Annotated in this window: 7 protein-coding genes; 5 read left to right on the top strand and 2 right to left on the bottom strand. The window is 62.4% G+C overall.

The annotated features are described in order from the left end of the window. Positions 1–15: 15 nt before the first annotated feature. Together tssK and tssJ are read right to left on the bottom strand one after the other, a co-directional pair. Positions 16–1347: a type VI secretion system baseplate subunit TssK gene (gene tssK / locus L0U83_RS35255; protein WP_233888769.1), complete on the bottom strand. Its 1332-nt coding sequence runs from the start codon at positions 1345–1347 to the stop codon at positions 16–18. Between the two features lie 168 nt (positions 1348–1515). Beyond that, entirely contained in the window at positions 1516–2082 is a 567-nt protein-coding gene (gene tssJ, locus L0U83_RS35250) for a type VI secretion system lipoprotein TssJ (RefSeq protein WP_233888768.1), read from the bottom strand. Positions 2083–2496: 414 nt separating this feature from the next. Between tssJ and L0U83_RS35245 the strand changes: the two genes are divergently transcribed. The 5 genes from L0U83_RS35245 (at position 2497) to tssB (ending at position 13585) form a co-directional block, all read left to right on the top strand. Continuing rightward, positions 2497–4590 (top strand): CHAT domain-containing protein, encoded by a 2094-nt coding sequence (locus L0U83_RS35245; protein WP_233888767.1) that lies wholly within the window; start codon positions 2497–2499, stop codon positions 4588–4590. Between the two features lie 280 nt (positions 4591–4870). Further along, positions 4871–6367 (top strand): ShlB/FhaC/HecB family hemolysin secretion/activation protein, encoded by a 1497-nt coding sequence (locus L0U83_RS35240; protein WP_233888766.1) that lies wholly within the window; start codon positions 4871–4873, stop codon positions 6365–6367. A 22-nt stretch (positions 6368–6389) separates the two neighbouring features. Continuing rightward, positions 6390–11837 carry a two-partner secretion domain-containing protein gene (locus L0U83_RS35235; protein WP_233888764.1) on the top strand — a complete coding sequence of 1816 codons (5448 nt, stop codon included), beginning with the start codon at positions 6390–6392 and terminating at the stop codon, positions 11835–11837. A gap of 14 nt (positions 11838–11851) precedes the next feature. After that, positions 11852–12958: a type VI secretion system protein TssA gene (gene tssA / locus L0U83_RS35230; protein WP_233888762.1), complete on the top strand. Its 1107-nt coding sequence runs from the start codon at positions 11852–11854 to the stop codon at positions 12956–12958. A 117-nt stretch (positions 12959–13075) separates the two neighbouring features. Further along, positions 13076–13585, top strand: a complete 510-nt coding sequence (gene tssB, locus L0U83_RS35225) for a type VI secretion system contractile sheath small subunit (RefSeq protein ID WP_233888761.1) — start codon at positions 13076–13078, stop codon at positions 13583–13585. Positions 13586–13621 lie beyond the last annotated feature (36 nt).

Raw genomic sequence — 13621 nt, 5'->3', positions numbered from 1 at the left:
CGCTCGGCATGGCCGTCACTGGCGGATCGCCCAGAATTCCAGTTCGAGTCCGGGAAACTCGCCCGCGATATACATGGCGAGATTGCCGGTCTGTTCAAGCTCCTTCCACAGATCGCCATTCCGATCGAGCTCGAAATAGCTGTAACCCGCATGAAAAGGGATCTGCCGCGGTGCGACTGGCATGGCGCGCAGCCCGATGCCCGGGAGCGCCAGATTGACCAGATCGCGAATGCGGTCGGCCGGCGCGATCTTCACCTGGGTCGGGAAGCGCACCCGCAGCGCCTCGCCGGACATCTTTGCGTTGGCTGCCAGCACGAAGCCGGCCTTCTTTACCAGTTCGAGGTCGTTGATCGACGCCACTCGTACGCCGGATTTGCGGCTTTGCAACTCGATCGCGACAGCGTCAGGCTCGCGCACCTGTGACAGCGACTGACGCAGTTCACGCATCACGGGCTCGAACGAGGCCTCCAGGTCGTCGTGACAATATGGGGGGTACATGACGACCCTGCGACGTTCGTCAAAGGTGGCGAGATCTCCCGACAAGGCGATGGCGAGTTGATAGAACCGCTCGGGATGCAGCAGCGGCACTTGCTGCAAATGCATGAATAGCGGCTCGAATCGGTTCATGGTCTGCAGCAGCAGGAAGTCGGCGACCTCCGCGACCCCGCCGTGCCCCGGTCTGGCGAGCCGTGCGGCGATCCGGTCCGCGTGCTGGTGCAGCAGACCCGCGATCTCCTGCTCGTAGCCGAGCAGCTGCGGATTGGCGAGTGCGTGGAGCATCGGCGGGATATAGCGGGCATCGAGAACCACCCGGTTGTCCGCGCGCCTTTCCACTACGCGCGCGAGCCCGATCGTTGTGAAGGCGTCGGTGCTGTCGTGCGCAAGCATCAGGCGCAGGTTCGGCATGCCGACACGCATCTGGGCCACGCGGTCCGTGCTCGTCGTGCTGTCGGTGACTGAGGTGTCTGCCGCAAGGTAGCGCAGGCCATCGGCCGCACCGCCTTCGACATCAACTTCCTTGGCGCCGTTGCGCGCCAGGGGCAATGCGAGCACGACTACTTCGTCGCGGGTGCCTGCAGGGATGTCGAGCGGCGGTGGCGCAGGCTCTTCGTCGGGGAACGTAAATGCGGTCCCGTCAGGCAACACGCCGAACGCGGAGATGAGCGCGACCTTGCCCAGCCCGAGCGTGACCTCGTCGAGCAGATACGATACCCAGCCCCAGGACCATGGTTCAGTAGCCCGGCCGTGCGAGCGAACCAGGTGCTCGATGAAGCGGTCATGCTGCTGAAAATGCTGGGGCTCCAGGAACAACCCCTCGGACCAGATCGTTCTTTGGTGCCAGGTCATGGTGGCTCGTATCGGCAGGCAGTGCCGTGCGTGGAGTAACAGGTTTGCGCGGGCACACGCCGCCGCCCTGCGGAGCGCCCATCCTCAAAAACGATCGATCGGGACAAAATTTGCAAAGAAGGAGGCGCCTTGCCGATGACCGATCCATCCGCAAGCCGCACCGCCATCTCAAGGTGGGCCGATGACCACGTCTGCCGCATCGACTTTCACCGCGAGCGAGGTGGTCCGGTTCGGCGGCACAGGCGCAACGGCGCGCCAGCGCGAGCGTTCGATATCGCGGTACGCGGCGACAATGGCAACGTATTTCGTGCCGGGTTGGACGACCTGTTCGAAGCTTTTGCTCTCTCCTGGGCGCAGCAGGAACTCGTTTTTGGCATTGAGATCAGCACCGAGCGTCGCTTGGTCCTTACCGTATAGCGTAAAGAAGTCGGCACTGTCGAACGCGGCGGTGGACTTCAACTCATAGACGCGCACGACAATGGGCGAAGGCCTGCCTTTGCTATCGGGGTTCGCGGTTGCGAGCACGACGACGTTGACCTTGATGGCCGTTGGCGGAGGAGGGGGAGGGGGCGATTTGCATGCGGTTGACAGGAGCAGCGCGGACAAGAAAACAGACTTCAACCATTTGCCAGCAAGCCGGCGGAGGTTGGCATGGGGGAGCGTGCAAGGCACATGCGAGGCCATGACGCCCGGCAACGCTCCGTGGTACGCCGCGGTCGATTCGATCCTTTGCATGGCGTCTCCCTCTTGCAGGCACAGCCTGGATTCGGCTTGCAGGAACGCATTCTAGGCGAGGAACGGCGCTGGCAGACGCCACATTGCCGGGCAATGTTGTCTTGCATACGAATCTGCCAGAAGCATTTTTGAAAATTTTCCCGCTGGTTCGTTTAACCCGAAAGCAGTGCAGTGAAACCCGGGACGCTGGGAGATCAGACGTCTCGTGTCCGCTGCTGCCTCGCGATGAGCAATGCCCGCGTTTCACACTTTCCGACGGAATCGAGCGTGAATCCGATCGAGGATCTCCTGTCGTCCCGCCAGGGAGACGCTGCTCCTGCTCCAGCTGGGTGCAGCGTAATCTGCTGTCGTGCGAGGGAGCGACGTTCGGCCAATTGCGCAATCGGACCTCGTGCGCTCGCCGCGGTCGTTGGGTTGATCGTCTGCCTGCTCACACTCGTTGGCGCGGCGCATTGGGCGTACGCACAGGACAAGCCCCTGACACCGGCTGCACGGGAGGCGGAAGCACGGGCGCGCGACGCCGAGACGATACAGTCCCTCACGAAGGAAGGGCGTCTACTGCTCGAGCGCGACCAGGTGAAACTCGATGGCTACGCATATTGCAGCATGGCAGTCGCGGCTGCTGAACGCGGCGAATTCCGGGAGAGCATCGAGGCCGCTTCGCGCGCGTTGCTTGTAGCGCAGCAGACCGACAACACCAATCTGCTCGCGCTCTCCAAACGCGACCTCGCGATTGCATATAGTTACGCGGGCGACCTTGATGACGCCCAACGCTACGCCAGCGAGGCACTGGCAATTGGCCAGAACAACCCCGAGCAGGTTCTTGCGCCGGTGCACAAGGTGCTTGGCGACATTGCGCTGCGCAAAGACAACCCCACCACCGCAATAAGCGAATATCGCGCCGCGCTCGCAGTCGCCTCACCGCGCTACCGCCCGTTAGTACTGCTTTCGTTGACCAATGGGCAGATCGCCGCCGGGGACACCGCCGCGGCGCGCGCGACATTTGGAGAGGCGAGCGAGGCAAAGGACAGTTTGCTCGCCCCGTTCTACCGCCGTATCGAAGGCAATCTCCTGCTCGCTGAGGGCAAACCGCAGGAGGCACTCGCGGCGTTTTCGGCAGGCGTCACCAAGAGCGAAAAGGGTGATTCGAGCTACGAAAACCTGTGGGCTCACGAGGGCATGGGGCGAGCTTATCTGGCCATGGGGGATCGTGCACGTGCCCGCGAGGCATGGTTGCAGGCTCTCGACGACTCGGAGTCTGTTCGTGCACGCTTTCGCAGCGATGAGTTCAAGACTGGTTTATTCGCGGATACGCAAACAGTGTTCGAGGAAACCATCGCGCTCGTCGTAGAGGACGGGGACTATGAAACGGCGTGGTCGCTCTCGGAGCGCAGCCGCGCACGCGCCCTGCTTGACGTGGTGCGCAACCGCCTCGCCGCCCGTGTCGATCCACAGCAGTTGAACGGCCGCGTGCTCTCACTCGATGAAGTGCGCGCGGCGCTACGGCCAAACGAAGCAATCGTCGAGTTTCAAAGCCTGCCCAAGGAGATGATCGTCTGGGTGGTGCGTAGCGACGGACTCAAGGGCGTGACGCTGCCGGTGGCGCAAAAGGACATGGCACTCGCGGTCAAAGACTTTCGCAACGCCATCATTAACGGACGTCCACAAGCGCTGACGTATGGCGCGCGACTCGGCACATTGCTGATCGACCCATTAGGCCTAAGGCCGGAGGAACGTCTCATCATCGTGCCCAACGGCGCGCTGCACTATATGCCGTTTCAGGCGTTGCGCACCGGGCAGCAATACCTGATCCAGCAGCATCCGATCGCGCTCGCGCCATCGGCGAGCGTCGCGATCCAACTCGTGCACCGGCAACAGCGTGTCGCGAGCGATCTCGTGGCGTTCGGCAATCCGCGCATCGCACCGGAGTTCGACCTGCCTGGCGCTGAAGCCGAGGTTCGCGGCATCGCCCCGCTATTCACCAAAAAAGAGACGCTTTTGAAAAGCGCCGTGACGCGCACAGCGTTTGACGACAAGGCGCCCACTGGCCGCGTCGTGCACGTGGCTACGCATGCCGAAGCGGACACGATTGATCCGCTGCATTCGCGCATCCTGCTTGCGCCCGCATCGCAGCCGGCAGACGGGCCCGATTCACTGCTGGCGGAAGATATTTACAACCTCAAGTTCAACGAGGTCGCACTCGTCACGCTCTCGGCTTGCGAAACGGCGCTCGGCCGCATCGAACGCGGCGACGAAATCATGGGGTTCACACGCGCATTTTTCTATGCGGGCGCTTCGGCGTTGATCGTCTCGATGTGGCCCGTCGCCGACGAGTCCACCGAGCTGACCATGCACACCTTCTATGCATCGCTCACGGGCGGCGACGAGGCGATCGACGCGATGCGCAAGGCGCAGCTCGCGGTGCTCGCAAACAGCAAGTTCTCGCATCCGTTTTATTGGGCTCCGTTCGATTTGATGGGCGGCTGGCGCCTTGCCGTGGCGCAATGAGATAGTTTCCGTGAACAAGAATATGTTCTTAAGGCCCAAAACGTGCCGACGGCATCAAGCGCTGCACGCGGTGACAGGCCGCGCTGCGGCACACTGTCTGCCAGTGACGCTCGCATGCGCACTCTGTACCGGGGCATGGGCTCAGCAGGCTCCGGGAGCGGGGACTCAGCAAGTCCCCAGCGCCGGCACCATCCTGAACCAGCAGACTCGCCCGGTTCCCGAGGCGCCGCCACCCGGGAACGCTGGCGCGCTGCCTCAAGCGCCGACTGTCCCGCCTGCAGTGGCCGGAGGGAAAACGTTCGAACTTCATAGCATTCGTCTGGTTGGCAACGAGACGCTTTCCACCGCGACGTTGTTGCCGCTCGTGAGCAGCAAGATCGGACAGCAGGTCAGCCTGAACGACCTGAACGATATGGCGGCGCGCATCGCGCAGGCGTATCACGAGCGCGGCTACGCGCTTGCCCAGGTCGTGGTTCCCCCTCAGGACGTGACCAGCGGCGACGTGACGCTCACTGTGCTCGAAGGCAAGATTGGTCGCGTACATCTGAATGTCGCGCCAGACACGCCAGTCCGAGAGAGCCTGCTGCGCGCGCGGCTCGCAGCGATCCAGCCTGGCAAGCCGCTCCTCCAGCGTGATCTCGAACGAACGATGCTGCTGCTATCGGACGTGCCCGGCGTGCGCGTCACGTCGGCACTCGAGGCGGGTAGCGTGCCGGGTACGGTCGATCTGACCGTGAACGTGGAACCAGCAAAACGCTGGGAATTTGGCGTGTCGCTCGACGACTATGGTGCTCCGCAGGCTGGCCAATGGCGCCTTGGCATGGTTGGCCGACTGAACTCACCGTTCGGCATCGGCGACAATCTGGACGTCAACCTGCTGTGGGCGGAGCGCTCTGACACCGTGTATGGCCGCATCGGCTATGACGCGCCGGTCGACAGCAACGGCACGCGCGTGGGGATCGCCTATTCACATCTGTACTACTACCTGGGTCAGGATTTTGCGTCGCTCAATGCACAAGGGAATGCCGACGTCGTCACCGGTTCCGTCTCGTATCCGCTGATCCGCTCTCGCAGCCAGAACCTGCTGTTGCGCGGCGCGATCGAATATCGCTCGCTGACCGACAATGTCGGCGTCGCCGGCTTTACCAATCCGCAGAAGCTCACGCTCGGCAGCGTCGGACTCTCCTATGAAAGCCGGGACAGTTTTCTGGGCGGCGGTTTCAACAGTGCGGAGCTCGAACTCGCCGTCGGTCATCTGAATATCGACAATGCCGAGGCCCTCGCACTCGATCAAGCGCCCGACGGGCGCCATACGGAGGGCACGAGCGTTCGTATGACGATGCTCGCGAATCGCCTCAACGCAATCACCGAAAAGTGGAGTGTGTTTTTCGGTGTGTCGGGGCAGTGGGCCAACGAGAATCTTGATAGCTCGTCGCGCATTGCGCTAGGTGGCCCGCACGCGGTGCGAGCCTATTCGCCTGACGAGGCCGTGGTCGATGAAGGGCTGATAGCGACGGCCTCGATTCGCTATGCCGTCATTTCAGCAGTCACGGTTTCCGCATTCTTCGATATTGGAGTGGGTCGATATAACGCGCGCTCTATACCGGGGCAGGGCGCCAATACCGTCACACGCAGCGGAGCAGGTCTTGCGGTGTACTGGACCGGCCCTGCCGGAATCACGCTTGACGCAAGTCTCGCCTGGCGTACCACGCGGGCCGACACGACCGGCGACGACAAGGTGCCGCGGCTTTACGTGCAGTTATCGAAGGCGTTCTGAAGCCGTTCTGAAGGAGTTCGCCATGAACGACACGTCCTGCGTTTCGGACCGGCAGCGCCGGCGGATGGGAGAGCGCGCCCGCCGGAAGCTGGAGAAGCGTGCAGTTGGCTATGGCGTGGCGGACCGCGATCCATTATCGATTCGGCTCCTGCCGCTGCTGGTTCTGCTCGTCAGCGCCGAAGCCTTCGCGCTGCCGACCGGCGGACAGGTCGCCGCCGGCAATGTCGCGATTGGCGCGGCCGCGAACAACACGTTGCCGATCACACAGACGTCCGGCAGCGCAATCGTCAACTGGCAGGGCTTCTCGATTGCCGGCAACGAGACGGTGAACATCCAGCAGCCGAATGCGTCAGCGGTGATGCTCAATCGCGTAGTGGGCAGCAACGCGAGCGTGATCTACGGCCATCTGAATGCGAACGGCCGGGTATTTCTCGTCAATCCGGCGGGCGTGATGTTCTCGCCGGGGTCATCGGTGAACGTCGGGTCGCTTGTCGCTTCGACGCTTGGCATTTCAGATTCTGATTTTCTGGCTGGGCGCTATCACTTCATGGCAGTTCCTGGGCAGCCAGGCGCGAAGGTTACTAACCAGGGCACGATCCAGGCCGGCGAGGGCGGCACGGTGGCGATGCTCGGCGCGCAGGTGAGCAACAGCGGTACCGTGATCGCGAAGCTCGGCACAGTGGCAATGGGCGCGGGCAACGACATCACGCTCGACTTCGCGGGCGACGGTCTCACGATGCTCAAGATCAACGGCCCGTCGGCTCAGGCGTCGCTCGAGAATACGGGGACGCTCGCCGCCGATGGCGGCCAGGTGCTCATGTCGGTGCAAAGCGCTGATGCGCTCGCGTCCACGGTACTCAATCAGTCTGGCGTGGTGCGCGCGCAAAGCATCGCCGAGCGCAATGGCCGCATCGTGCTCGACGGCGGGCCACAGGGTGTCACGCAGGTGGCGGGAACGCTCGATGCGACGGGCGGAACAGGACTGACCGGCGGGCAGATCGATGTGACTGGCCAGAACGTTGCACTGTTGTCCGGAGCGCGCGTCGATGCGAGCGGGGCGGCGGGCGGTGGGCGCGTGCGGTTCGGTGGCGGGGCGGGCGGCGGGGATTCCGACATCCGCAACGCGCAGGCGATTTACATGGCGCCGGATGCGCAGATTCACGCTGATGCGCTCGCGAGCGGGCCGGGCGGGCACCTCGTTGCGTATGCGGCCAATACGGCTCGGCTGTATGGAACGCTGTCGGCCAGAGGCGGAGCGCAAGGCGGCGATGGCGGGATGATCGAGACGTCTGGGCACTACCTCGATACGGTGGGGGCGAAGATTGATGCGACGGCGCCCAAGGGAGCAGGGGGGACGTGGCTGATCGATCCGTACAACCTTGAAATAACCTCAGCCACGTCAACCGACGCGGTATTCACGCCGTCAACGGGCGCGGCGACACCTGCGATGTTCGCGCCAGGTAACGCAGATAGCACGATAGCGCCAAGCGACATCAGCGCTCAACTGACGCAGGGTACGTCCGTCACCATCGCCACAGGTACAGGCGGCCCAGGTAGCGGTGGCAACATCACGCTCGATAGCGGTGAGCTCATCACGAAAGGCGCGAACGCCTCCGCGGGTGATGCGACGCTGATACTCAGCGCGGCCAATTCGATCACGCTCAATGGCTCGATCACTTCGACCTCGGGGAGGCTCAACCTCATTGTCGATGCGAATTTGAGCGGTGCTACGCTTGGCAGCCACTCCATCACGCTTTCCGGTGGGGAGATCCTGACAAATGGCGGCCTGGTCAGTATCGGGGTGCCGCAGGCGTCAGTGTCAACAGCGGGCACAACGGCCTCGGACGGCGCGTCCATCTACCTGAGTAACGAGAGGATCGACACTAGCGGATTGGCACCGAGCGGCGCCTACAGTGGGGCCGTCCTGATTCACGGTCAAGGTGCGTACCCCATCCCCATCCCCAACACCACCACCACGTACGATGACGCGGTCAACATTCGGCTCTCGCAGATCAACACGTCCGCCGGGCTGGTCGACATTGAAGGCAGCGCCGGCGCCGGTCAGGCGTCCCGGCTCGGCGGCGTCTTTTTCTCGGATCGCTCGAGCGTCACTACGTCGACAGGCAATATCCAGATTTTCGGTGCGGCGGCAGGCCCGGTGCCCGATACATCCGTGCCGCCAAGTGCCGGTGTCTACTTCGGCGATGCATCCCTGACCACGTCGACGGGAAAGATCGATATCCGCGGTAATTACGCCGGGGCCGTTGATGGCGGCACTGATCCTACGCCGGGCGCCGAGTTCGCAGATTCTTCGAGCATCCACGCGATGGGCGACAAAACGCTGGTGGAGATCACCGGATCGACCAATCAGGTCAATCCAGGCATCGAGGTGTTGCCCAGCAGTAACAGTTCGATCACCGCTGGTAATGGCGGCACCATCGTGCTGCGGAGTTCGAGCGTCGGCACGACCGCCAGTCTCCAGGTAGCTTCAGGTATCCTGAGCTCCTCTAACGGCGACGTGGTCTTGATTTCGGGCGGCGTGGATCCGAACACGTTCGAGTTGATCGACAATGTGGGTGCGCAGATCGGCCTGTTCTTTACCCCAACAAGCGGATTGAGCATCGATTCGACCACCTACGATGCGTTGCAGGGCTTTGGCACGCTCATACTTGGCAGCTCGGGCCAGAATGGGAAGATAACAGTGGGTGGTGTGAGCTGTGACGACCCTGCTGGTTGTGCTCCAAACTTCAACCTGAATCTGACGCTGGAAAGCTCCGGCGGAGGCCACGACGCAATTGAACTCCAGCGCGGCGCCTCGATGACGAGCGGTCACACGCTTGCGCTGTTGTCGACGGGCACCGTCACAGCGCCAGGGGGCATTCTGGCAGATAGTCTGATACTTTCCGGCAACGGGAACTTCATGCTGACCGACCCGGGCAATCGTGTCAGTGTGCTGTCGCTGGTGAATGCTGGAGGCGTCTATTTTTCCGATCCGGGAAGCTTCGCAGTTGGACCCGCGAAGTCGAGTCACTACGATCTGGCGATTGATAATTCCAGTGTGGTCGACGGCACGACATCGTCGCTGGCCGGCGACGTCCAGTTGCAAGCACTGACCGACCTGGACCGGTTGCCGACCAACCTGAGCATCGATGCCCCAATCCAGAAAACGGGTGGCCAGGACGCGACGCTGACATTGAGCGCGACGGGCTCACTCTTTGACGCAGGAAATAGCATTACATCGACGGCGGGCAAACTCAACATGGTGTTTGATGCCAACTCAGGAGGAACGACGCCAGGCCAAACCATCCAGTTTTCGCAAGGCGTGTTGCTCGCCTCGAACGGCGGTGATGTGTCGCTCGGAGTGATCCCAGGACAGCCGGGCTCATTCGACGGCGCTTCCATTAGCCTGAACCAGACGAGTATCACGACGGCGAGTGCTACCCCTGGGACTTCGGGTAGTGTGACGATCCATGGTCACGGCGCCCCGAATACCGACGCTGTATATATCGGCGGCCAGTCCTCCGTCACCACCTCAGCTGGCAAGCTGGAAGTCGAAGGCGCGCTCGGGACAGCGGGTCCGCAGGGCGGCGCCGGTGTCGTGCTGGTGCAGGGTTCGAGCCTGAGCACCGACAGCGGTGCGATTCTGCTGTATGGAGCCGCGGTCGGGCCGATTTCTGACCCGTACTTCGCCCCGCCTGGCGCCGGCGTCGTCATTGACGCTTCACGAGTAACGACCCGTCTGGGCTCGATCGATATACGTGGGGTGTACACGGGGGCGGCACCCGGCGCCACAGGCTCGTATTTCCCGCCGACCGCCAACCCGATAAGTCGCGGTTCCGGTGTCGGCATTGAGGATGGCTCGAGCGTAACGGCAACCGGCCCGGGCACCTCGATCAGCATAGCGGGTTCCACCAATCAGCCTCTGCCCGGCGTGATCGTGGGCAACCAGTCGAGCATCACGGCAGGGCAAGGCGGCTCGGTAGTCCTGAGCGCGCTCAACACCGGGACAGCTGGAAGTCCCTCGAGTCTTTCGATATCGAATAGCACCGTCTCCGCGCCCGGCGGCACTTTGGCCCTCGTACCAGGCAGCGTCGACCCCACATCCTTTCAGCTCGTCGCCGCCAATGCCGCGCTGATCGGCCTGTTCACGCCCGCTTCTGGACTTGGTATCGATGCGACGACATTCGGCGCGTTCCAGGGCTTTCAGACGATCGTGCTCGGCAGCAACCAGCAGACGGGCAGCATTACCGTGGGCGGCACGAGTTGTAGCGCAAGCGGCGGACTGTGCAGGCCCGTCTTCTCGACTGATCTGACGTTGGCGAGTGCCGGCTCCGGCAGTCAAGGCATTGATTTGCAGTTCGGCGCATCGTTACCCGGACATACCTTGACGCTTTCGTCGAGTGGCGCTGTGACGGACCCTGGCGGAATCCAGGCAGCGAACCTCGTGCTCGCGGGGGGCGGCAATTTCACGCTGACTGATCCAGGAAACAATGTGGGCGTGCTAGCCATTCCGTCTGCTGGCACTGTCATATTCTCCCAGCCAGGAAGCTTCACCATCGGACCGGCCACGTCGCAGACCTATGACAGGAGCACCGGACAATTTGTACCGATCAACGCAACCAGCGCGAACTTGACAGGCGACCTTCAGGCGACATCTCTCAACGGAGGCATCTCCCTTGGCGCACTCGGCATACCAACCAGCATCACGGCCCGCGGCAGGATCGAACTCATAATGGAAAACGGCGAGTTCGACAACGTCGGCGGCGGCACCTTGACAGCGGGCAACGCGTGGCACATCTGGGAAGCGAGCTGGATCGGCGAAACGCGCGGTGGCCTGAATCCCGGTGGCACGACCCCGAACTACTATGGTTGCACGTTCCCCGGAACCTGTAGTTGGCCCGGCACGGTACCGCTTGATGCCAACCATTTTGTCTATGTCGCGAGACCGACGCTCACCTTCACGATCGGCGATGGCACCCGCTTTGTCGGCGCAGGTGATCCTCAGTTTACATTTACGGTCGCCGGCCTGATCAATGGCGATACGACGACGAATTCATTGTTGGCGGGAGCGCTGACCACGACGGCCACGGCGGGTTCGCCACCGGGACAATATCCGATCGTTGGTTCGTTTTTCTCGCCAGATGGCTACCTCATCACCGTCACGGCAGGGACGCTGACGGTGACACAGCAAACAACCGTGACCCAGCCGCCGCCGCTGCCGCTCAACGGGCAGCCCTTCAACCGCAGCGGTCTGCAGCCGCTCTTTACCGCCCAGGAACAAAGCTTCGTTTACGAAAGCAACCTGGGCGGCATCAATGTGTGTGTCGGTTCGACTGCGCCGATCCTCGCGCTTCAGCAACCCGAGGGCGCCTCCGACACGCTGGCAGTCGAGTGGAAGCGCGTGCGCTCGCGGCCGAATCTAAATAGCTGTCTGGTCGTCAACGGCCAGCATGGCTGTGACGAGTTCTGACTTTGGGGACATTAATGCTTGATTTGGAGCCTCTGCTCGCCGAGACACAATCGATGCCGCCTTGCGGCGTCGAACTGGACTACGACGCGGAATTTCTCGAACTCGAAGATATGGCGACCGAGAAGCCGATGCGCCAGTTTGAGAAGGAGCAAGTGGAACCGCCATGGCGCGAAGTGTTGGTGCGAGCCGCCGCGTTGCTCCAAAAATCGAAAGACCTGCGTCTCGCATTGATGTATTCGCGGGCTGCCTGCCAGGTGGACGGAGTCAAAGGCTTTCATGCAGGCCTGCGGCTGTTGCTCGGACTCCTGGAACGTTACTGGGACGGGCTGTATCCGTTGCTCGATGCCGACGAGAACAACGATCCGGCCTTGCGGGCAAACGTGCTCGCGGCGCTGGCGGACCGGCTCACGCCGTTCGGCGAGCACGCGACGCTTTTGCGCGATCTGCGCACTGCCGAAGTCTGCCGCGTACCGGGTGACCGGCTCACGGTGCGCCAAATTCTGATTGCGCATGGCAAGTTCGCCGCCCCGGAGGGCGAACCGGTGCTGCCGCTTCAGGTTGTCCAGGGGGTGCTCGGCAAGGCCCTGGAGGCGGATCCTGCGGCGCTTTCTGACGCGATCAGCTTGCCTCAGACTGTAGAGGCGCTGGCCAGTCTGATCAACGAGCGCTTTGGCTCACAGAATGCGCCAAGTCTTGCGGGCATGTTGAGCATTACCCAGAACCTCGCAGCCATTTGCCGTTCGGTCGCGGCTAACAAAGGAATTCCCGGGGCGGCAGACCCAAGCCCCCATTCCGATAGGGCCAGCGCGATCGCGAACAAACTGACAGGCGACGAAACCGCTGCGATCGGTGTAACCGGAATGCCGGTTACACCGGTTCCTTCGGCGCCCGATTCCTCGGTCGCTCTGGGCGTCCAGCGACTGGCGACACGCGAGGATGCCATGGCGATGCTCGAGGCCGTCTGCACGTTCCTCGAACGCACCGAGCCGACCAATCCGGCGCCACTATTGATCCGGCGGGCACGCTTACTAATGGGGAAGGATTTCATCGGGATCATGCAGGATCTTGCCCCCGACAGCCTGGGGCAGATTTACCAGATTTTAGGTAGGGAGCCGGAATGAAGGCTCCGTGAAATCGTCATGAAGCGCAGGTGCAGTGCATCGCTTTACGGCAGCTTTTCAATCGTCGGCAGTCCAATCGTCTTAGAAGGATGAGCGTCAGCCTCGCAGGGAGGGGTCATGGCAACCAGCAGTCAGAAGTTCATCGCCCGCAACCGCGCGCCGCGCGTGCAGATCGAGTACGACGTCGAGACCTATGGCAGCGAGCGCAAGATCCAGTTGCCGTTCGTCATGGGCGTGCTCGCTGATCTGTCGGGCAAACCTGCCGAGCCGCTGCCCCCCGTGGGGGAGCGCAAGTTCCAGGAAATTGACATCGACAACTTCGACAGCCGCATGAAAGCGATGAACCCGCGGGTCGCGTTCCAGGTGCCGAATACGTTGACGGGTGAAGGCAACCTCAACATCGACATCACGTTCGAGAACATGGACGATTTTTCGCCTGCCGCGGTCGCGCGCAAGGTCGATGCGCTCAACAAGCTGCTCGAAGCGCGCACGCAACTCGCGAACCTCATCACCTATATGGACGGCAAGACGGGCGCCGAAGAGTTGATTGCGCGCGTGCTCGAAGATCCAGCGCTGCTGCAGACGCTCGCGAGCGCCCCGCAAAAACCAGACGCATCGGCCGAATGAACTCCGTCTGCCTCGACGCATGCCCCTGAAGGGAAA

The sequence above is a fragment of the Paraburkholderia flagellata genome (assembly GCF_021390645.1).
Lineage (GTDB): Bacteria > Pseudomonadota > Gammaproteobacteria > Burkholderiales > Burkholderiaceae > Paraburkholderia > Paraburkholderia flagellata.
The sequence above is the reverse complement of the archived record's forward strand: the minus strand, read 5'-3'. Positions and strand labels throughout refer to the sequence as shown.

Coding starts and splice junctions, on each gene's coding strand:
- tssK (WP_233888769.1), bottom strand. CDS start 1,347: ATGACCTGGCACCAAAGAACGATCTGGTCCGAGGGGTTGTTCCTGGAG.
- tssJ (WP_233888768.1), bottom strand. CDS start 2,082: ATGCAAAGGATCGAATCGACCGCGGCGTACCACGGAGCGTTGCCGGGC.
- L0U83_RS35235 (WP_233888764.1), top strand. CDS start 6,390: ATGAACGACACGTCCTGCGTTTCGGACCGGCAGCGCCGGCGGATGGGA.
- tssA (WP_233888762.1), top strand. CDS start 11,852: ATGCTTGATTTGGAGCCTCTGCTCGCCGAGACACAATCGATGCCGCCT.
- tssB (WP_233888761.1), top strand. CDS start 13,076: ATGGCAACCAGCAGTCAGAAGTTCATCGCCCGCAACCGCGCGCCGCGC.